The sequence below is a fragment of the Neorhizobium tunisiense genome, from assembly GCF_039631515.1.
GTDB lineage: Bacteria > Pseudomonadota > Alphaproteobacteria > Rhizobiales > Rhizobiaceae > Neorhizobium.
In genome coordinates, this window is sequence record NZ_JBDIUU010000008.1 from 16152 (window position 1) to 35107 (window position 18956).

The window sequence follows — 18956 nt, forward strand, 5'->3', positions numbered from 1 at the left end:
GCGATGACGCCCGCCTGACCCACCCTTCGCAGGCTGCCAAGCCCGATGTCGTACCGAGGCGCGAAGCTGAGACAGAGCCTCCTGAATCTCGTTACAGCCGGCGGAAACGACCCCCTTTTACAGTCCTGTGACAGAAATGAAAGAAAGCTGGAAAACTCTGTAACCGGCCTGACACGATAGCGCTCTAAGGAACCGTGAACGCCTTCGCACCTGCGGAAGGCACTTGCGGGACCGGAGAGCTGCCGTGAAGATCATCCAGATTACCGATACCCATTTCAGCCCGGAGAAGTCGCATTTCAACGGCAACTGGGCGCCGCTGTTGACCTGGATCGAAGATACCCGGGCCGATCTCATCATCCATACCGGGGATCTGACCGTCGATGGCGCTGATAAGCCGGGCGACATCACTTTCTGCATGGACCTGATGCGGCAGACTTCGATCCCGATGCAGATCCTGCCGGGCAATCACGATGTCGGCCACCTGCCGGGGTCCGAACAGCCGGTCAATGCGGAGCGCCTTGCCCGCTGGCGGGACCTCGTCGGAGAGGACCGCTGGTTCGAAGACACCGACGGCTGGCGTTTCATCGGCCTCAACTCACTCCTGCTCGGCCATGAAAACGATGAAGAAGAAGCCCAGTTCGAATGGCTGCGCGAAACCCTCGAAGATCGTCGCAGCCGCCGCATCGCACTGTTTGCCCACAAGCCACTGTTCGTCGACGAACCGCATGAGGGCGACACGGGCTATTGGAGCGTCCGCCCGGCACAACGCAAGCGTCTCTACGACCTGATCGCCGCCCACGACGTGGCGCTTTTCGCAAGCGGCCATCTGCACTGGGCCTGGCAGGGTCGTTTCGAGAACACCGCCCTCACCTGGGGTCCGTCGGCTGCCTTCATCCTCGGCCAACTCGTCCGCGAAATGCCGGGCGAACGGCTGGTCGGCGCAGTCGTGCATGAATTCGGCGACGACGTTCAAAGCGATATCGTCGCCGCCCCCGGCATGACGGCCTATGTCCTCGACGACGTCATCGAGGAAGTCTACCCGACTAGCGCCAAGCAAACGGAGAGCGCCGAATGACCGCCCTTTCGCTTCGCGGCATCGAAAAATCCTTCTCCGGCAATCCGATCCTCAAGGGCGTCAGCCTCGATGCCGGTGCGGGCGAGTTCATCGCCCTCGTCGGTCCTTCCGGCTGCGGCAAGAGCACGTTGCTGCGCATCCTCGCCGGCCTCGAAAGCGCCGACGCCGGCGAAATCATGCTGGGCGACCGCAACCTGTCACCGATGCCGGCGGCCGACCGCAACATCGCCATGGTGTTCCAATCCTACGCGCTTTATCCGCACCTGACGGCGGCGCAGAACATCGCCGTGCCGCTGGTCATGCGCAAGCTGACACGGGTGCAGCGCCTGCCGCTAATCGGCCCGCTGATGCCCGGCCAGCGCAAGGCGGTTGCGGCGATCAAGCGCGACGTGCGCGAGATGGCCGTGTCGCTGAAGATCGACCACCTGCTCGATCGCAAACCCGGCCAGATGTCCGGCGGCCAGCGCCAGCGCGTTGCGCTCGGCCGCGCCATGGTGCGGCGACCCTCCGTCTTCCTGATGGACGAACCGCTTTCCAACCTCGACGCCAACCTGCGCGTCCACGCCCGCGGCGAGATCGTCGAACTGCACCGCCGCGCCGGCGTGCCGACGCTCTACGTCACCCATGATCAGGCCGAAGCGCTTTCCATGGCCGACCGCGTCGCGGTGATGATCGGCGGCTCACTGCTTCAGCTCGCCTCGCCGCAGGTGATCTACGACGATCCGGCGCATATCGAAGTGGCCCGCTTCATCGGCCAGCCGCGCATCAACCTTTTTCCGTCACAGGTCGGGGCCGATGGCACGATAACGTTCGGCGATATCCGGGTCGGATTACACCGTGAGACGGTTGCTGCGGGGGCATCCGTGACGGTCGGCATTCGGCCGGAATTCATCCGCGTATCCCGCAGCGGCCAACATGGCCTGCCGGCACGCATCGACCGCATCGAATTCCTGGGCTCCGAGATCATCCTCTATTGCCGCCTGGATGCGATCGGCGAACCGGTGGTCGCCAAGCTTTCGCCCGCCGAAGGCGCCGGACTTGCCGCCGGCATGCCGGTGCGCGTCGAATTCTCCGCCGACCGTCTCTTCGTCTTTGCGGAGGACGGCCACCGCGTGCCTTCGACACCGGTCGATGCAGCCGCCAGGTTGGAGACGGCTCATGGCTAAGGCGGTCGCTGCTGCACTCCCACTGGTCAGAAAACCTGCCCGCTCGGCCGCCGAGCGGCAGGAGGCGCGCGCTGCACTCGTCCTGTCGCTGCCGGCTATGGTTCTCCTGTTCGTCTTTATCCTGCTGCCGGTCGCGGTGGTGATCCTGTTCGGATTTACCGATTACGAACTCGGTTATGCGGGTTTCCGGTTCGTCGGCTTCGACAACTACACCGAGCTCTTCACCGACCGCACCTTCCGCCGGTCGCTGTGGAACACGGCGGTCTATACCGCGATCGTCGCGCCGATCTCGATCTTCATGGCGCTCGGCCTTGCGATGCTGATCGAAAGCGAGAATATCGGCCGTTCCTTCTTTCGAACCGCCTATTTCCTGCCGGTCGCCTCGCTGCTCGTCGCGATGGCGACGGTCTGGCAATATCTGTTCCACCCGACCATCGGCCCGATCAACGCGCTTCTGGCGCTCGGGGGCCTGCCGCGTCCCAATTGGCTCGGCGCTTCCACGTCCGTTCTCTACAGCCTGTCGATCATCGGCATCTGGCAATCGGTCGGCTTCAATCTGGTGCTGTTCCTCGCCGGCCTCACGGCGATCCCCCGCGAACTCTATCAGGCGGCGCATGTCGATGGCGCCCGCTCGGCCTTCGATCGGTTCCGGCTGGTCACCTGGCCGATGCTCGGGCCGACGACGCTGTTCGTCACCACGATCAGCATCATCAACGCGGTCAAGGTCTTCGAAACCGTGAAGACCTTGACCGAGGGTGGCCCGAACAAGGCGTCCGAAGTGCTGCTCTTCACCATCTACCAGGAAGGTTTCGTCTACCTGAAGGTCGGTTACGCATCGGCGATGACGGTCGTGTTCCTGGCGATCCTGGTGGTGCTGATGTTCCTGCAATACCGCGTCCAGGACAAGCAGGTGCATTACTCATGAACGCCCAAACCTTCACCCTGGGGCGCGCCGTGCGCCTGTCGATCCTGATCTTCGGGACGGCGATCTTTCTCGCCCCCTACGTCTTCATGATTTCGACCGCCGGCAAGGCGCAGAGCGACATCTTCTCCTCCTCGCTGTCGCTCATCCCGCAACACTGGTCCTACGTCCAGAACTTCACCAAGGCGCTGACACGCGTCTCGATGACGCGGCTGCTTTTCAACGGCGTCGCCGTCTGTGCGCTGATCTTCGTTTTCCAGGTGATGATCGCCATTCCCTGCGCCTATGCCATGGCGAAACTGAAGTTCCGCGCCGCAAGGCCGATGATGGTGCTGGTCATGCTCGGCCTGTTGGTGCCCATCCATGCGACCGCCCTGCCCCTCTATGTCGCCTTCGACCGCTTGGCGGTGCTGAACAGCTATTTTGCACTGGTTGCCCCCTTCACCATCTCCGTCTTCGGCATCTTCCTGTTCCTGCAGTTCTTCCGCGCGATACCGGACGACCTGATCCATGCCGCCCGGCTCGACGGCATGTCGGAGCTTGGCATTATCGGCCGTGTCATCGTGCCCAACGCCTGGCCGGCGGTCACCGCGTTCGCGATCTTCTCGGTCGTCGCCCACTGGAACGACCTCTATTGGCCGTTGATCGTCGTTTCCAACCAGACCTATGCGACGCCGCCGCTCGGCCTCCTCTATTTCCGCGCCGCCGAGGCCGGCGACGACTACGGCGCGCTGATGGCCGCCACATTGATCATCACCACTCCCCTCGTTGCGGCTTTCCTTCTGGCACAGAAGCGCTTCGTCGAGGGCATCACCATGACCGGTCTCAAAGGCTGACCGGCACAACCAGGAGACCATGCAATGAAGCATATCACCAAGTTTTTCGCCGCCGCGGCGATTGCCATGACGGTGTCGCTTCCGGCCCATGCCGAAACGACATTGACCGTGCATTATCCGATGCCGGGTTTCTTCAAGGACGTGATGGATACGATCTCTAAGAAGTTCATGGAAGAGAACCCGGACATCAAGATCCAGTTCGCCAACCCGTCCGCGACCTATGAAGAGGGCATCCAGCTGATCATGCGCCAGGCCGGCACGGCGGAAATGCCGGACCTGACCTTCATCGGCCTCAACCGGTTGCGCATGGTTCAGGAACGCGACCTGCCCGTCGATCTCGCTCCGTTCATCGCCAAGGAAGGCGATATGGGCAAGCTCGGCTTTTCCGACAACATCCTGAAGCTCGCACAGGTCAAGGGCAAGCAGGTCGGCCTCGCCTTCGCGACGTCGAATCCAATCATGTACTACAATGCCGACCTCGTTAAGGCCGCCGGCGGCAATCCGGACGTTCCCCCGAAGACCTGGGACGAGGTCGTCGCGCTCGGCGCCAAGATCAAGGCGCTCGGCAACGGCGTCGAAGGCATCGACTTCCGCTGGCAGGGTGACGACTGGATGTTCTCGGCGCTCCTGTTCGGCGCCGGCGGCCAGATGCTGAGCGCTGACGAAAAGTCGGTCGCTTTCGCCGGTCCGGAAGGCGAAAAGGCCGTCAACGTTCTCGACCAGTTGGTCAAGAAGGGCGGCATGCCGGTCTTTACCGCCCAGGCCGGTGAACAGGCCTTCTTCGCAGGCAAGGTCGGCATCGAGTTCAAGACGACAGGCGCACTGCGCAACACGATCAAGAGCGTCGGCGACAAGTTCGACCTGCGCACCGCGCAAATCCCGCTGATCGACCCGGTCAAGGGCAAGCTGCCGACCGGCGGCAATGCCGTCGTCATCCTTGCCCGCAATGCCGAAAAACAGCAGGCCGCCTGGAAGTTCGCCAAGTTCGCGGCCGGCCCTTACGGTGCCTCGGTCGTCGTCCCCGGCACCGGCTATGTTCCGAACAACGAGCTCGCCGCCAAGTCGCCGGACTATCTCGGCAATTTCTACAAGGAGAACCCGCTCTTCGTCGCCGGCCTGAGCCAGATGGACCGCATGGTTCCCTGGTACGCCTTCCCGGGCACCAACGGCGTCAAGGTCACCCAGGCGATCGTCGAGAACCTGTCGCGCATCGTCGAACAGCAGGCCACCCCGAAGGAAGCACTGGAAGATGCTGCTTCCGAGGTGAAGGGCCTGCTGCCGCGCAGCTGAGCTCCGATCCGGTTCAACCGCACCACGAGCCGTCGCTTCCGAACGGAAGCGGCGGTTTTCCTTTTACACGAAGCGTCATCAGATTGCCCGCACCGTGCCGCCCCGGCGCAGCATATAAGCGACGTCGAGATGCCGGGCAGGCGCCGCATTCTCGGCCATGTCTAGCAGCAGCGAGGCTGCCGCCGCCCCCATGCTCGCATCCGGCATCTCCACCGTCGTCAGCGGCGGGTCCATCAGCCGTCCGATGGCGATCCCGTCGAAACCGGCCACGGAGACATCGCTTGGTACAGAAAGTCCTTCGCGCCGCAGCGCGCTGATGACGCCGAGTGCAAGAAGATCGTTGGAGGCGATGATCGCCGTCGGCGATACGGTCGCGAGCGCCGCGCTGAGATCAAGCTGGTCGTAGCCGTCGAGGAAGGAAATCTCGACCGCTTCCAACGGTGCAATGCCGTTCTTGATCATCGCATCGCGATAACCCTCATGCCGGCGACGCGCGCGGTCGGAGGCCGCGAAATTTCCGGAGACGAACAGGATGCGTCGATGGCCGAGACCGATCAGCATCTGCGTCAGGTCACGACCGGCACCGCGATTGTCGACCGTGACGGCAGCAGGAAACAGCGGGGTCGGCAGGTTGTTGAGAAGCACGGTTGGCGGCAGCGAGGACGCGAGGGCAACACTCGTGCCGGGATCGCAGACGGTCAGGATCAGGCCGGTCGGCCGGTCGTTGAGAAGCGAGGCAACCGCGTCCGCCTCGCGTGCAGGATCGTAGTTCGACTGGGCGATCAGCACGCCATGGCCCGCAACCAGCATGCGGTTCTGGATACTGGAAAGCGACGAGGCGAAGACGGGATTGGTAATGCTGGGGATCAACACGCCGATCACTGGCCGTTGCCCTAGTCTGCCGGCCGCGGAAGTTAGCGGCCGATAGCCGAGTTCCGCCGCCGCACGGCGAACCCTGCGGGCCATACGGTCGCTGACATTGCCGTTGCGATTGAGCGCCCGGCTCGCGGTCGCCAGAGAGCATCCGGCTCTTATCGCCACCTGCTGCAATGTCGTCATCAGAAATGCCCTCTTCTGTTTTCCAGACCTCAGGGCCTGCCGGCAGCGGATTTCCTCCCGACATGTAAGAGTTTTATGTCAGCAATGAAGAATTTCGTGCCGCTGGGGCGTGGTGCAGATCGTTCAGCGGGACTGTTTCGGAAATCAAATCTGCGGCGTCGCGGACTCGGCAAAGGAATTCAAGGTGCACACGTCCCGACACGGCTGCCATGACTATGGCATTCGTATCCGTCATCGCGATCGAGGCCGCGTTCATCAGGGCGGCGTAGTCGAGCGGCTGCGCCGGCCATGAGATAACCTTCGCCGCTAGTCGACCTTCTGGGGAGTGGGACTTCCCCTCGCGCTGCCAGTAGGAGGCCTTTTTGACGCTTCGGTCCTGCCGCGTGACGGCGGGCCTCATACCGCACCGCTATATTCGCCCCGGGCCGGGTAGTCGGTCTTGATAACGAAATCCAAGGCTTGCACCATCTCGTTGAAATTCGGCCGTACAAACGGCATGGACTGCACCGAGAGCCAATAAACCGATTGATCCGGCCTGATCAGAAAGACGCCCGGCTCGGAAAACAACTCGGGCTCCTCGATCCCGATCGACGTTTTCCCACGCGACGTCGAAATATAGAGGCCCCATTGCTTTGCCTCGCTCAAAGGCAGTCCATAGCCGATGCGGAGTTGCCTGGCGCCTATCTTATCCGCCATCTGCCGCGCGCGTTCCTCGCCGTCGGAGCTTATCGCAATTGTGTTGACGCCGCGTTCCGCAAAGGACGGCGTCATTCGTTCAAGTTCCTTCAGATAGCCTCCGCAAACGGGGCAGTGGAGACCGCGATAGAAGCAGACGAGGGTCATGAGCGCAGGTGCTTCGCGGGCCAGGTCGAACTCTCCGTGATCCAGGGTCATGACCGCCAGATCCGGGGCCGGCATTCTCGGGACTAACATTGATAGACTCCAATCTCGTGATATCTTCCGACGCCGTTCTGTTGACGCCAGAGTTTCACCCTCTCATACTTACGGTGATCTAGGATCCGTAAAGCATGATCGAAAATCCGATAGCCCTCCAAAAGGTAGACCGCCTCTCGGCGTTCTTCGATGCGTTCGAATTGTCGGCGTCATTAGAGCCGATACCCACAGCCGATCGTCATGCCAGGCTGCTCGTCGTCGGCCCGCCGGCCGGCCCTGCGGAAAAGATCGTCCTCTGCCTGCGTGGCGAACCGACACCCGACCCGTCCGTCCTGGTCACCGCAACAGTCGATTTTGGCGGGGCGCATAACCCGCTCATGAACGCCCTTCCGGACCAGGTCTCGGTCGAGACCGCTGACGCACCCACTCTGCGCGACACAACAGCCGCGTTCGTGACAGAGGCCCTGGAATCCCGATGCGGTCGGAGCGCAGCCCTCGATCGGCTGTGCGAAGTGATCGTTCTTCTCGTGTTGCGATCAGCTATCGATCGAGGGGCTACCCGACCCGGGTTGCTGGCCGGCTTGTCTCACCCCGCTTTGCACCGGGTTCTGGTTGCGATGCACGACGCGCCCGCGCGCGCCTGGAACACCGAAGATCTTGCTTCGGTGGCGGGCATGTCGCGAAGCCATTTCATGGCTCTCTTCCGCCATGTGGTCGGCACGACGCCACAGGCTTATCTGACGGGCTGGCGCCTGACCATTGCGCGGCGGAGGCTCTCCAAGGGAGCCCGGATAAAGGTGGTGGCGCGGCAAGTCGGGTTTGGCAGCGCCGCGGCATTCTCGCGCGCATACGTCCGCCAATTCGGAGAGTGGCCGTCACTCCAAGTGCAGATGAGCGCTGATTCCGCGCCGGGGCCATGAAGAGGCGTCCGCTCATTGCCCGTTGGCCGAATGTATCGATACACTGGAATCTCGACTTGCCCCCGACGCAGCCGTTGGCAATTGCGGCCAGGTACGAGCTGAAGTTCGGCGCTCAGAGTATCAGGTCGAAAGGCCGCCAATGAGCCTTCCCGGCGGCAACGCGAGTTGCGGTCCGGAGCCAAGATCGTTATGCTCATGTGCCTGATGCCGTTTCCCCGCTCAGCAGCCACGCGCACGATGCTCTCGGCGAGACGGCGGCCCAGCCCTGAGCCTCGGCCCTCGGAACTGAGGAACATGCGCTTCATCTCGCATGTGTTCATTGATCCTGGTTCTGACGATCACCGCCGCCTCAACCAATACCGGGTATCCAGCAACGCCGATCGAGTGACCCCTTTGACCGCCCCAATCAAAACAGTTTCGTGCATCACCTGTCCGACTTGCGGGTACAAAGCTTCCAAAACCATGGCGACCGATGCCTGCCAATTCTTCTACACATGCGAGAACTGCGGCACAGTATTAAAGCCAAAATCAGGCGATTGCTGCGTCTTTTGTTCCTATGGCGATGTCCCCTGTCCGCCGGTTCAGGAAGTTCGATCCTCTGGACGCGCCGCAGGGACTGCGCCATAGCATGCTCGATCCCGACCATGCGCTTTGACCCGCACAGAGGTCCCTCCGATTCACCAGCGCGCAACGCGACGGCCGACAATCATGCCGACCCCCACGAGCCCTGCAATCGCGATCGAGTACCAGGTAGCGACGAACAGTGGCGAATCGTCGGTGCAGTGGGCCGCGTAGAAGGTTGCGGCGATGCTGCCAGCAAGCAGGCCAGCAACACCGCCAGCTAGACCGGGACGCGTCGGCGCGCCGTGGCGGAGAGCCGCCAGAAAAACCGCCAGCGGACCGAGACCGATCAGCGGAATGAAAGTTAGGCAGACGTAGACGTTCTTGCCCCACCAGACCGTAACCAACTGACCAGAGGGCACGGCGAACAGTTCCGCCGCTACCGCAGCGCCAATGAGAACAGGTGGAAGTAGGAGCCAAAGCGCTGCACTTCTGACATTTGAACCCGGCCGCGACAGCACTCGCAGGAGCGCAAAGGCGACGACCGCGAGGATGAGTGTAACGACGAACTTGAAGAGGAAGCGGAGCGTTTGCGCGGCCACCGCGAAGTCCGGGCGCGGACCGATCAGGACGAAGAAGGCGACCGCCGCCACGATCGATGCAGCGAGCATAGCCACCCACCACACATAACCAAGCGGCATTGTGGACTTTGCGGCATCTGCCTTCAGTGCATTGATGAGGTCGTTGGTCTGCATCAGCTCCGTCCAAACTTTTTCGCGATCGATTGCAAACCCCTATGCAGCGCCACCCGCACCGCTGTCTCCGTCATGCCGAACTTCTCGGCCGTCTCCCCGATCGAGCGCCCCTCGACCGAAATCGCGGCAACGACGGAACGCTGGCCAGGCGCCAGACCATCAAGCACGCGACTGATTTCGCGGTCGCTCACCGTCTCGGCTTCCGGCTGGGCGAACGTCTCGGCGATGTCGCCGATCTCGATTTCGACGCGGCGACCACGCCTGCGAAAGGCGTCGATCAGCTTGAAGCGTGCAATCGCATAAACCCAGGGCAACACAGGCCCGTCGCTGATCCAGGTATGACGCTTCATGTGAATTGCCAAAAGCGTTTCCTGCACGATGTCTTCGGGATCGACCCCTCCCTGTACGATCTTTCGGCGCGCAAAGCTACGCACCATAGTAGCGGTTCGCTCCAGAAACGCCGCATAGGCTTTCTCGTCTCCTGCGATTGCGGCGCGCAGCAGCATGGCAAGCTCATTTTCGCCCTGGCCATTCAATCCTTGTACCTCCCATTCGCGCGCAGTGGCCATCTTGTTACGAGGCAGCCGAAATATTGTCCAACCAAGCCGCACTGTCGATCACCAATTCGTGTTTGCTACCGCACGTAACAGAGGGCTTCGCCGGATCGAAGGGAAGATTACGCGGCCGATGACCGGCACGCGGCAGTTCCAAGAGGAGATTTCCATGAACCGTTCCACCCTGACCCTCACGCTCGCCGGCTCGCTCGCTACCGCGATTGCATCGGTTGCCTTCGCCGCGCCGTTGCCGGCTGAGAAAATGGTCGGCAACGAGAAATGCTATGGCATCGCGCTTAAGGGTCAGAATGACTGCGCCGCCGGTGCCGGTACGACCTGCGCGGGCACCTCGACGGTGGACTACCAGGGTAACGCCTGGAAGGCTGTGCCGATTGGCACATGCACGTCCATGAACGTCGGTGGCCACAAGGGCATGCTGGAGCCCCAAAAGGGCTGATCCCCAAAGCGGAGGCCCGGCTGCCCGGGCCTCCATTCTTGTCTGACAATTCCGGGGAGAACCGCGATGACTGCTTCAACAACCCACGCAACCACCTTGCCTGCGCGCGCCGGCATGGGCCTCAAGCCTGAGCACTACGAGATTATTCTGGCCAGTCGACCGGATGTCGGTTTCTTTGAGGTGCACGCCGAGAACTACATGGGCGCGGGTGGGCCGCCGCATCGCTATCTTGAAGCCATCACGGAACTCTATCCGCTTTCGCTGCACGGCGTCGGCCTGTCGATCGGCGCGGCGCACGCGCTCGACAAGGCGCATCTGAAGCGGCTGCGCAACTTGATCGATCGCTACCGGCCGCAGAGTTTTTCCGAACACTTGGCTTGGTCGACACACGAGACGGGTTTCCTCAACGACCTGTTGCCGCTGCCCTACACGCAAGAAACATTGGCTCGCGTCATCGACCACGTCGATGAGACGCAGCAGGCGCTCGGGCGGCGGTTGCTGCTCGAGAACCCGTCGACATATGTGCTGTTTACCGACAGTACGATCGACGAAATCGACTTTCTGGCGTCGATTGCACAGCGGACGGGCTGCGGCCTGCTGCTCGACGTCAACAATGTGATGGTCTCTGCGGTGAACCACCGGCTCGACGCCGCCATCTATATAGATCGCTTCCCGGTCGAGTTGGTCGGCGAAATCCACCTTGCCGGCTACGACGAGACCGTCGACGACGCCGGCGACCGTTTGCTGATCGATGCGCATGGTACGGCGGTTAAAAGTGACGTGGTGGCGCTCTATAAGCACACGCTCACGCGTAGCGGGCCGCTCCCGACGCTGATCGAATGGGACAATGACGTCCCGGATTTCGCCACCCTGCATGCGGAGGCGGCACGCGCGGATGCGATGCTTGCCGCCGAAACGTTACACCGTAGCCAGATTCGGGCGGCATGATGATGGGTTTCGCTGCCAGCCAGAACGCCTTCGCGGCCGCATTGCTGCGTGCCGACCGGCCTGTGCCGGAGGGCATCACCAGCCCTCGCGGCGTGCCTGACGCAGCGCGGTTCGCCGTCTATCGCAACAATGTTTTCGTCGGGTTGACCAAGGCGCTGGCGCAGCAGTTTCCGGTGACGGAGCGCCTTGTTGGCAAAGAATTCTTCGTGGCCATGGCGCGCACCTATGCCCAGGATCACAAGCCGGCCTCGCCGCTGATGATCGAGTACGGCAGCGACTTCCCTGATTTCATAGCGAGCTTCCAGCAGGCGAAAGAGCTTGCCTATCTGCCGGATGTCGCGCGGATCGAGGCCGCCTGGATGCGAGCCTACCACGCGGCAGATGCCGTGCCGCTCGACCTTGCGGCACTCACAACTGCGGCGCCCGAGATGCTTGCCGACATGCGGCTCGTTATTCACCCTTCAGCGGGCTTGATCCGTTCGGGCTACCCCATCGGCTCCATCTGGAGCGCACATCAGCAGGAGATGGTAACGCCGGTCGCCAGTTGGCAACCGGAAACCGTGCTTGTCTTGCGGCCAGAGATGACCGTCCATGTCCGTATCCTCCCGCCGCAGGACGCGGTTTTTGCAGCCGCGTTGTTCAACGACGCCACGCTTGGCGATGCGGCAGAAGCGGCGTTTGCCGCCGCCCCCGAATTCGACTTCGGAACGGCGCTGATCGGCCTTGTCAGTCTCGGCGCATTCAGCGCCCTCAAACAGGATGAAGGAAACGTCCCATGAAGACCGAAGCAGCCTCCACACATGGCTCTAGCGCCGCCCTTGCCGCCCTCGTTACACGTGCAGAAGGCCTACTCGCCTCCGTTCCCCAATCACTGCCGCTGCTGGCACTGCGCTTCGCGCTCGCGATACCCTTCTTCAAGTCGGGATTGACGAAATGGGACGGATTCCTGACGCTTTCGCAAGGTGCGAGATTTCTGTTCGAGCAGGAGTTCAAACTCCATATCTTCGGCAGCGAAATTCCCTACCCGTTTCCACTGGCGATGGCGACGGCAGCCGGGATCGGGGAGCTGGTCCTGCCGATTTTGTTGATCCTTGGCTTGGCGACACGCTTTGCCGCCCTCGGCTTGCTGCTGATGACCGCGATCATTCAACTCACCATTCCGGATGGTTGGGCGAATTTCCATCTCCCGTGGGCGGCGATGGCGCTGGCACTGGTCGTGTTCGGCGGGGGCAGGATCGCGATTGATCGGCTGGTCATGCCCCGCAATTGACGTACGCGGCCAATGTGTTCTAGGCCAACCTGCAAAGGGACCTCGCTAATCGCGCTATCGGTACGTATGTCGACCGAACAAATCGAACGCGGTGTCGTTCCTGTTCGGCCATGACCCGCATAGATTTCCGTCCATAAGGATACGAGGCTCAATCTGGGTTGGTGCAAGGCCTCTATGAGGGCCTCGCCGGAGTCCGGCTTGCGATGCGCCGTGACATCATGCCGGATAAGTTAAACGATGTCATCGCATGATATATGGAGCTGTGATCCTCGGGACAGGTTTTGTCGCGGCGGTTTCCATCGGCTAAGTCGTTGCCATGTTTGCCTTGGCATCGCTTCCTGCCTCGTCTCTTTCGGAGGTTTCGGAAGTTCACGCCACCGCTGGGACCAACTGAGAATCGTTTGCGGAGCCGCGATTGGAAGATATCCTCGTGGTAACTATGCCTCCTGCGTCGTGTGTCTCATGCCCATTTCGTATCGCAAGTCCAAGCTTCTGCGCCGATCCCGTGTTTTCCGGGGCTCGTTTTCACTCTGGCGGCCCCGGCTCGTCTTCTGGTGTGGAGCATTGGCGATCGGAGTGATCAGCGTTGGATTTGCCAAGCTTGCCGACCTGTCACAAAAAGCTTTTGACGGCCTCACCTCATCCGGCGAATGGATGTTTCTGCTGCCGCTTGCACTGACGCCGCTGGGCTTCATGGTGTCGGTCTATGTAGCGACGACGCTGTTTCCGAATTCCCAGGGAAGCGGCATACCGCAAGCGATCGCCGCCCGACATCTCAGGAACGAAGAGGACAGGACGCGGCTGCTTTCGCTGAAGATTGCTTTCGGCAAGATCGTGCTAACCGCGCTGGGGCTTTTCTGCGGCGCCTCGATCGGCCGCGAAGGGCCGACGGTGCAGGTGGGTGCGTCAATCATGCTTGCAGTTGCGCGCTTCGGCGGCATGGCGCAGGCTCGCGGCCTGATCCTCGCTGGCTCGGCAGCCGGGATCGCCGCTGCGTTCAATACACCGCTCGCCGGTATCGTCTTCGCCATCGAGGAAATGAGCCGCACCTATGAATCGCGCGCGAACGGCCTGGTGCTGACAGCCGTTATCCTTTCAGGGCTTGCAGCACTCGGGCTTTCCGGCAGCTACAATTATTTTGGCATGGCGTCCGCTGCCCCGACAGAACCGCGCGATTGGGGGCTCGTTCTCCTCTGCGGCTTTGGCGGGGGCGCGCTGGGAGCCACCTTCAGCGGCTTGGCCCTGCATTTTGGCCAGCGCATTCGCCGCTGGGCCCAGCCGCAGCCGCTGAAGCGCATGCTGGCGCTTGCTGGCATCTGCGGGCTTGCCGTCGCGGCAATCGGTATCGTCTCGGGCGGCGCGACCTTCGGCACGGGCTACGAACAGGCCAAGAGCGCAGTGGAAGGCCATGCACTTCCCCTGTCGTTCTTTGTCGAAAAACTCGCAGCCAGCTTGCTGTCGATGATCTCCGGCATTCCGGGCGGCATTTTTGCGCCATCGCTTGCGGTCGGCGCCGGTTTCGGCAGCACCGTTGGTGCGCTCCTCGGAACTAGCATCGCGCTTGCGGCAATTCTTGGAATGGCGGGCTATTTCTCTGGTGTCGTGCAGGCACCGATGACTGCTTTCGTGATCATTCTGGAGATGACCGGCGCCCACCAGGCCGTAATCCCAATCATGGCCGTTTCAATGATCGGCTACGTAACATCACGCCTTCTCTCCCGAGAACCCCTGTATCACGGACTTTCCCGCGTCTTCATCGCGGCAGCCATACGGGCGCGGCGGGCAGAGGTAAAGGTTTCGAGCGAGGCAGACGCGCTTAGCCCGTAATGGTCTGTCATATGACCGCACACGGATGCCAAGGCGCCGCACACCTATTCGATAGACCGGCCCCGAAACAGATCAGGGCACAAGGGAGATATTCGTGACCGTTATCAGTTTCGGGCGGACACCAATGCAAGGGACAACGCTTCCGATTATTCCGATCAAGGGGGCCGGTGAGAAACGCAGCCGTGCCGGCAAAGTTCGCGGCGGGGTGGAAGTCTTCGGCTCCATCAGGGATGAAGGACGAGCGTGATGAGGATTGCAATCCATACATATGGCACGAGAGGAGACGTACAGCCTTTCATTGCTCTCTCACTTGCGCTCCTGGCCGCGGGTCACGACGTCCAGGTCGCGGGGCCGGCACAATATGCCCCACTTGCTGTCGCCAGATCCGTTCCCTTTCACTGCCTCCCGTCGGAGATGTTGAACTTGATCGAAACGCGCGAGGGCAAAAAGGTCATCGCCGAGGGCAGCGGCTTTCTTGCCGGGCTCAAATTGCTCAAGCACGTAAGGCCTCTCATGGAGGAGTTGTTAAGATCTGAATGGGAAGCCGCACGAGATTTTGCGCCCGACTTGATTATCTATCACCCCAAGTCACTTGCGTCGCTCCACATCGCGGAACGGATAGGATGTAGAGCCGTTCTTGGCTCCCCTTTGCCGATCTCGACACCGACCTCCGCTTTTCCTAGTCCCGTCTTTCCGATGACAACCCTGGGACCGCTCAACCGGCTGAGCCACAGCCTGGTGATAAATGGCGCTGACTTTCTCTTTGCCGGAACTATAGCCAGTTGGAGAGAGAGCTGCCTGAGGCTACCTGGCCGGCCAGCCCGCCGACTGCGCCCGTCCACGACGCTCTACGCGTTCAGCAGGCATATCGTTCCTGCGCCATCCGACTGGCCGCGCGATGTTCACGTTACCGGGGCCTGGTTTTTGGATACCCCTGAGTGGGAAATGCCAAATACCTTGGAAGCTTTTATTGCGGGTGGTGAGGCCCCTGTATATGTGGGCTTCGGTAGCATGCCCGGGCTAGACCCAGAACAACTGACGGAGATCGTTGTCAAAGGACTGGCTCTAGCCGGCCGCCGGGGACTACTTGCAGTCGGCGGGGGCGCGCTCTCCGCATGGCGTCCAACATCGACTATTCTACAAGTGGATGAGGTCCCTCATGATCAGGTACTGCCTCTCATGGCGATGGCGCTCCACCATGGCGGCGCTGGGACGACCATGGCATGCGCACGGGCGGGTATCCCAGCGGCTATTTGCCCATTCATGGGTGACCAGCCATTTTGGGCTCTGCGAATGCATAACATCGGCGTTGCTCCGGCAAAGCTCTCACGAAAGCATTTGACTTCCGGTCGCCTCGCTCAGGCGATCACCGCCATGGATGAGCCAAAGATGCGGGCACGAGCGACGGCACTAGGGAACCTCGTTGCGCAGGAAACAGGAACCGAGACGGCAGTTCGTTTACTCGAGCGTTTAGGTTAGCGCCCGAGCAGATCCCGATCTTGATAAGCCGGCTCTGAGTGCCGCGCTTCCAACCACCCATGACATCAAGTAGGTGATGAAAATGGTGAGAGACAGGTAGAGGCCGAACATTGGGGCGAAACAGAACGCCGACCGGTAGCTTGGAGCATTCATCTCCCCTCTCCGACAAGTGCCTTGAACCCACCTTAGGTTTCTGGCTATTCAATCACATCGGCATCCTGGCGCCCCTGCCGGCGGGGCGCAAACTTCAGTATGAAATATCCAGCGATACCTGCAATGATCGATCCTGCAAGGATGCTTCACTATGGAGGAATTCGCGAAGTGCGGAGTCTATTCTTCCCGTAGTGAAGACCGTTGTTTTTTTGTTCGAAGACATAGCTACGCCGTAAGCGTCCGGTGAAGCTGCCTTTGAGATTTCCCACGAACACCTGAAGTTACGTCACTAATTCCGTCATTAGAGACGTCATCAGGGATGAACCATGGGCCGCATTGAGATTTTGACAGGCGTCGAGCGTCGGCGTGATTGGTCCGACGACGAGAAGCTTTCGATACTGCAAGAGGCAGCGGAGCCGGATGCGAGGATCGCCGACGTCGCTCGGCGGCACGATATCAAGCCCCAGCAGATTTACACCTGGCGACGGAAGTTTGCAGCGGAGCAGGCTGAGCCAGTGGTTTCTTTCCTGCCGGTCGCATTGATCGCGACGCCATCGAGCGACGAGGCTGAGCGTCCGGCACCAGTGGACAAGCCTACCTCAAAGCGCTCGGCACGGCCCATACGGATCGAGATCGGCTGCAAGGGCGGCCGTGTGTTGAAAGTGGAAGCCAACATTGAGCCTGATGTCCTGAAGGCGCTGATCCGCTCGGTTGAAGACGCATGATTGCGCCAGGCGCAAATGTGCGCGTCTATCTCGCCTGCGGTGTGACGGACATGCGCAAGGGGATCGACGGCCTGATGTCGCTGGTGCAATCGTCGCTCCGCCAGAAGCCCGCGTCCGGCTCGGTGTTTGCGTTTCGAGGCCGTCGTGGAGATCGCATCAAGCTGCTGTTTTGGGATGGGCAGGGATTTTGCCTCTACTACAAGGTCCTGGAGAAGGGCCGTTTTCCCTGGCCTTCCGCGACCGATGGCACTGCCCGGCTGACGGCAGCGCAGTTGTCGATGTTGTGGGAAGGCATCGACTGGCGGCGACCCGCCTGGACATCTGCGCCGACACGGGTTGCGTAGAGTAGACGCCAATCTTTACAGACAGATAGGTGGTATTCTGACGCCAAATCAGGTATAGATTTTGGCATGGAAGAAGGCCATTCGAACCTGCCGGATGACATCTATGCATTGCGAGCCATTATCGCTGCGCAGGCAGATCAACTGGCTGAACAGGCTCGAAAGCTTCAATCCCGCGACACACTGACCGACAAGTTGAAGGCGCAGCTTGCGGTTCTCAAGCGGGCGCGGTTCGGCTCGTCCTCCGAGAAGATGGACCGCGCCATCGAACAGCTCGAACTGGCGCTGGAAGATATCGAGGCGGCCGAGGCGGAAGCCATGGCAGTCTCTGGGGTCCTGGCATCGTCGTCGACTGCCGATCCGGCAAAGGCCAAGCCGGGCCGCCAGCCATTGCCCGATCATCTGCCACGCCATGACGTAACGCACCAGGCAACTTGCGCATGCCCGGTCTGTGGCGGCTCCGACTTCATCCGTGCAGGCGAAAGCGTCAGCGAGGTTCTCGACTATGTCCCGGCCTCGTTCCGTGTCGTGCGCCATGTTCAGCCCCGCTTCACCTGCAAGGGCTGCGATACGCAGGTCAAGGCGGAGATGCCGTCTTTGCCCATCGAACGCGGCAAGCCGGGACCGGGTCTGGTCGCCCATGTGCTGATCGCCAAATATTGCGATCACCTGCCTCTTTATCGCCAAACCGAGATTTATGCACGGGAAGGCGTCGATCTTTCCCGCTCGACCATGGCCGACTGGATCGGCAAGGCCAGCACATTGCTGGAGCCGCTGCTGGCGAAGCTTCGGGACCATGTGTTCGCTGGCCATCGACTTCATGGTGACGACACGCCCGTTCCGGTTCTGGTGCCAGGCAAGGGCAAGACCAGGACCGGGCGGTTGTGGACTTATGTTCGCGACGGCCGTCCCTGGGGTGACACGATCCCACCTGCAGTCTGCTACTTCTTCAGTCCGGATCGTAAGGGACTGCATCCCAGGCAGCATCTGGCCACTTTCTCCGGCGTGCTGCATGCCGACGGTTATGCAGGCTTCCGTGATCTCTACGAGCCACACAAGCCAGGCGGCCCGCCGACCATCCTGGAAGCCGCCTGCTGGGCGCATGCAAGACGCAAGTTCTTCGATCTGACGACTTCAGGAAGAGCGCCGATTGCGGAGGAAGCGCTGCGCCGGATTGGCGAACTTTACGACATCGAAAAGGCCATTCGTGGTGAACCACCAGACGTGCGAAGAGCTGCGCGGCTACATAGCAGCACTCCCAAGGCCGAAGCCTTGCGGCTATGGCTGGATGAAAACCTCAAACGCCTGCCGCAAAAATCCGGGACAGCGGAAGCGATCCGATACGCACTTTCCCGCTGGAAATCGCTTTGCCGCTTTCTTGAAGACGGCACCATCGAGATCGACAACAATGCGGCTGAACGGGCCATCCGGCCGATTGCGCTCGGCCGCAAGAACTGGCTGTTTGCGGGATCAGACAAGGGCGGCGAACGCGCCGCTGCAATCCTGTCGCTGATCGAGACCGCAAAGCTCAACGGCCTCGATCCGGAAGCCTACATGCGGGAGGTCCTCACCCGCATCGCCGATCATCCCATCAACCGGATCGACGAACTCCTGCCGTGGAACCTGCAAGCTCCGTCAGAAATGGCCTGACCGGACGCTTACGCTACGCCATCCTGCTCAGGTTGTTCAAGTCTCCGTAATTTTGGGAAAACTCCTGGCTCACG

Annotated in this window: 21 protein-coding genes; 17 read left to right on the top strand and 4 right to left on the bottom strand. The window is 61.2% G+C overall.

Annotated features, from left to right (window positions below; all coding sequences use genetic code 11):
- Positions 1–244 precede the first annotated feature (244 nt).
- From ABCW43_RS21535 to ABCW43_RS21555, 5 genes are read left to right on the top strand one after another with little or no spacing between them, the layout of a single operon-like run.
- Positions 245–1075, top strand: coding sequence for a metallophosphoesterase family protein (locus ABCW43_RS21535; protein WP_345928229.1), 831 nt, complete (start codon positions 245–247; stop codon positions 1073–1075).
- Positions 1072–2241 carry an ABC transporter ATP-binding protein gene (locus ABCW43_RS21540; protein WP_345928231.1) on the top strand — a complete coding sequence of 390 codons (1170 nt, stop codon included), beginning with the start codon at positions 1072–1074 and terminating at the stop codon, positions 2239–2241. Before ABCW43_RS21535 ends, ABCW43_RS21540 begins: the two co-directional genes overlap by 4 nt.
- Entirely contained in the window at positions 2234–3166 is a 933-nt protein-coding gene (locus ABCW43_RS21545; protein WP_345928233.1) for a carbohydrate ABC transporter permease, read from the top strand. Before ABCW43_RS21540 ends, ABCW43_RS21545 begins: the two co-directional genes overlap by 8 nt.
- Positions 3163–3999 carry a carbohydrate ABC transporter permease gene (locus ABCW43_RS21550; RefSeq protein ID WP_345928235.1) on the top strand — a complete coding sequence of 279 codons (837 nt, stop codon included), beginning with the start codon at positions 3163–3165 and terminating at the stop codon, positions 3997–3999. The genes ABCW43_RS21545 and ABCW43_RS21550 overlap by 4 nt, the downstream gene beginning before the upstream one ends.
- 24 nt (positions 4000–4023) lie before the next feature.
- Positions 4024–5289: an ABC transporter substrate-binding protein gene (locus ABCW43_RS21555; protein WP_345928237.1), complete on the top strand. Its 1266-nt coding sequence runs from the start codon at positions 4024–4026 to the stop codon at positions 5287–5289.
- A 78-nt stretch (positions 5290–5367) separates the two neighbouring features.
- Here ABCW43_RS21555 and ABCW43_RS21560 read toward each other — a convergent pair whose 3' ends face one another.
- Entirely contained in the window at positions 5368–6348 is a 981-nt protein-coding gene (locus ABCW43_RS21560) for a substrate-binding domain-containing protein (RefSeq protein WP_345928239.1), read from the bottom strand.
- Between the two features lie 396 nt (positions 6349–6744).
- The gene (locus ABCW43_RS21565) at positions 6745–7281 is read right to left on the bottom strand and encodes a peroxiredoxin-like family protein (protein WP_345928241.1); all 537 of its coding nucleotides are present in this window, start codon (positions 7279–7281) and stop codon (positions 6745–6747) included.
- 95 nt (positions 7282–7376) lie between these two features.
- Here ABCW43_RS21565 and ABCW43_RS21570 point away from each other — a divergent pair, with 95 nt between their 5' ends.
- Both ABCW43_RS21570 and ABCW43_RS21575 read left to right on the top strand, forming a co-directional pair.
- Positions 7377–8162, top strand: a complete 786-nt coding sequence (locus ABCW43_RS21570; protein WP_345928243.1) for a helix-turn-helix transcriptional regulator — start codon at positions 7377–7379, stop codon at positions 8160–8162.
- Positions 8163–8567: 405 nt separating this feature from the next.
- Positions 8568–8789: a GDCCVxC domain-containing (seleno)protein gene (locus ABCW43_RS21575; RefSeq protein ID WP_345928751.1), complete on the top strand. Its 222-nt coding sequence runs from the start codon at positions 8568–8570 to the stop codon at positions 8787–8789.
- A 50-nt stretch (positions 8790–8839) separates the two neighbouring features.
- On the opposite strand, the gene ABCW43_RS21580 is transcribed toward ABCW43_RS21575, so the two are convergent.
- Together ABCW43_RS21580 and ABCW43_RS21585 are read right to left on the bottom strand one after the other, a co-directional pair.
- Positions 8840–9478 carry an NrsF family protein gene (locus ABCW43_RS21580; RefSeq protein ID WP_345928245.1) on the bottom strand — a complete coding sequence of 213 codons (639 nt, stop codon included), beginning with the start codon at positions 9476–9478 and terminating at the stop codon, positions 8840–8842.
- Positions 9478–10047 carry a sigma-70 family RNA polymerase sigma factor gene (locus ABCW43_RS21585; RefSeq protein WP_445738985.1) on the bottom strand — a complete coding sequence of 190 codons (570 nt, stop codon included), beginning with the start codon at positions 10045–10047 and terminating at the stop codon, positions 9478–9480. The genes ABCW43_RS21580 and ABCW43_RS21585 overlap by 1 nt, the downstream gene beginning before the upstream one ends.
- A 154-nt stretch (positions 10048–10201) precedes the next feature.
- On the opposite strand from ABCW43_RS21585, the gene ABCW43_RS21590 reads away from it, so the two are divergent.
- The 10 genes from ABCW43_RS21590 to tnpC all read left to right on the top strand — a co-directional run bounded on the left by ABCW43_RS21590 (position 10202) and on the right by tnpC (position 18882).
- Positions 10202–10489, top strand: a complete 288-nt coding sequence (locus ABCW43_RS21590) for a BufA1 family periplasmic bufferin-type metallophore (protein ID WP_345928249.1) — start codon at positions 10202–10204, stop codon at positions 10487–10489.
- Between the two features lie 66 nt (positions 10490–10555).
- A complete protein-coding gene (gene bufB / locus ABCW43_RS21595) occupies positions 10556–11437 on the top strand; it encodes an MNIO family bufferin maturase (protein WP_345928251.1) in 882 nt (293 codons plus the stop codon).
- Positions 11434–12216: an HvfC/BufC N-terminal domain-containing protein gene (locus ABCW43_RS21600; RefSeq protein ID WP_445738986.1), complete on the top strand. Its 783-nt coding sequence runs from the start codon at positions 11434–11436 to the stop codon at positions 12214–12216. The genes bufB and ABCW43_RS21600 overlap by 4 nt, the downstream gene beginning before the upstream one ends.
- A complete protein-coding gene (locus ABCW43_RS21605) occupies positions 12213–12707 on the top strand; it encodes a DoxX family protein (protein WP_345928253.1) in 495 nt (164 codons plus the stop codon). Before ABCW43_RS21600 ends, ABCW43_RS21605 begins: the two co-directional genes overlap by 4 nt.
- 462 nt (positions 12708–13169) lie before the next feature.
- The gene (locus tag ABCW43_RS21610) at positions 13170–14534 is read left to right on the top strand and encodes a chloride channel protein (protein WP_345928254.1); all 1365 of its coding nucleotides are present in this window, start codon (positions 13170–13172) and stop codon (positions 14532–14534) included.
- 94 nt (positions 14535–14628) lie between these two features.
- On the top strand, positions 14629–14781 hold the full coding sequence (locus ABCW43_RS21615; RefSeq protein WP_345928256.1) for a hypothetical protein: 153 nt from the start codon (positions 14629–14631) through the stop codon (positions 14779–14781).
- Positions 14781–16013 carry a glycosyltransferase gene (locus tag ABCW43_RS21620; protein ID WP_345928258.1) on the top strand — a complete coding sequence of 411 codons (1233 nt, stop codon included), beginning with the start codon at positions 14781–14783 and terminating at the stop codon, positions 16011–16013. Before ABCW43_RS21615 ends, ABCW43_RS21620 begins: the two co-directional genes overlap by 1 nt.
- Before the next feature lie 479 nt (positions 16014–16492).
- Entirely contained in the window at positions 16493–16891 is a 399-nt protein-coding gene (gene tnpA / locus ABCW43_RS21625; protein WP_345928260.1) for an IS66-like element accessory protein TnpA, read from the top strand.
- On the top strand, positions 16888–17235 hold the full coding sequence (gene tnpB, locus ABCW43_RS21630; protein WP_113131355.1) for an IS66 family insertion sequence element accessory protein TnpB: 348 nt from the start codon (positions 16888–16890) through the stop codon (positions 17233–17235). The genes tnpA and tnpB overlap by 4 nt, the downstream gene beginning before the upstream one ends.
- A gap of 66 nt (positions 17236–17301) precedes the next feature.
- Positions 17302–18882: an IS66 family transposase gene (gene tnpC, locus ABCW43_RS21635; protein ID WP_345928262.1), complete on the top strand. Its 1581-nt coding sequence runs from the start codon at positions 17302–17304 to the stop codon at positions 18880–18882.
- Positions 18883–18956 lie beyond the last annotated feature (74 nt).

Excerpts from the sequence above, each read along its gene's own strand:
- ABCW43_RS21560 (WP_345928239.1), bottom strand. The coding sequence starts at position 6,348 with ATGACGACATTGCAGCAGGTGGCGATAAGAGCCGGATGCTCTCTGGCG.
- ABCW43_RS21620 (WP_345928258.1), top strand. The coding sequence starts at position 14,781 with ATGAGGATTGCAATCCATACATATGGCACGAGAGGAGACGTACAGCCT.
- ABCW43_RS21610 (WP_345928254.1), top strand. The coding sequence starts at position 13,170 with ATGCCCATTTCGTATCGCAAGTCCAAGCTTCTGCGCCGATCCCGTGTT.
- ABCW43_RS21580 (WP_345928245.1), bottom strand. The coding sequence starts at position 9,478 with ATGCAGACCAACGACCTCATCAATGCACTGAAGGCAGATGCCGCAAAG.
- ABCW43_RS21590 (WP_345928249.1), top strand. The coding sequence starts at position 10,202 with ATGAACCGTTCCACCCTGACCCTCACGCTCGCCGGCTCGCTCGCTACC.
- ABCW43_RS21565 (WP_345928241.1), bottom strand. The coding sequence starts at position 7,281 with ATGTTAGTCCCGAGAATGCCGGCCCCGGATCTGGCGGTCATGACCCTG.
- tnpA (WP_345928260.1), top strand. The coding sequence starts at position 16,493 with ATGGGCCGCATTGAGATTTTGACAGGCGTCGAGCGTCGGCGTGATTGG.
- ABCW43_RS21545 (WP_345928233.1), top strand. The coding sequence starts at position 2,234 with ATGGCTAAGGCGGTCGCTGCTGCACTCCCACTGGTCAGAAAACCTGCC.
- bufB (WP_345928251.1), top strand. The coding sequence starts at position 10,556 with ATGACTGCTTCAACAACCCACGCAACCACCTTGCCTGCGCGCGCCGGC.
- tnpB (WP_113131355.1), top strand. The coding sequence starts at position 16,888 with ATGATTGCGCCAGGCGCAAATGTGCGCGTCTATCTCGCCTGCGGTGTG.
- ABCW43_RS21570 (WP_345928243.1), top strand. The coding sequence starts at position 7,377 with ATGATCGAAAATCCGATAGCCCTCCAAAAGGTAGACCGCCTCTCGGCG.
- ABCW43_RS21555 (WP_345928237.1), top strand. The coding sequence starts at position 4,024 with ATGAAGCATATCACCAAGTTTTTCGCCGCCGCGGCGATTGCCATGACG.
- ABCW43_RS21600 (WP_445738986.1), top strand. The coding sequence starts at position 11,434 with ATGATGATGGGTTTCGCTGCCAGCCAGAACGCCTTCGCGGCCGCATTG.
- ABCW43_RS21585 (WP_445738985.1), bottom strand. The coding sequence starts at position 10,047 with ATGGCCACTGCGCGCGAATGGGAGGTACAAGGATTGAATGGCCAGGGC.
- ABCW43_RS21605 (WP_345928253.1), top strand. The coding sequence starts at position 12,213 with ATGAAGACCGAAGCAGCCTCCACACATGGCTCTAGCGCCGCCCTTGCC.
- tnpC (WP_345928262.1), top strand. The coding sequence starts at position 17,302 with ATGGAAGAAGGCCATTCGAACCTGCCGGATGACATCTATGCATTGCGA.
- ABCW43_RS21550 (WP_345928235.1), top strand. The coding sequence starts at position 3,163 with ATGAACGCCCAAACCTTCACCCTGGGGCGCGCCGTGCGCCTGTCGATC.
- ABCW43_RS21540 (WP_345928231.1), top strand. The coding sequence starts at position 1,072 with ATGACCGCCCTTTCGCTTCGCGGCATCGAAAAATCCTTCTCCGGCAAT.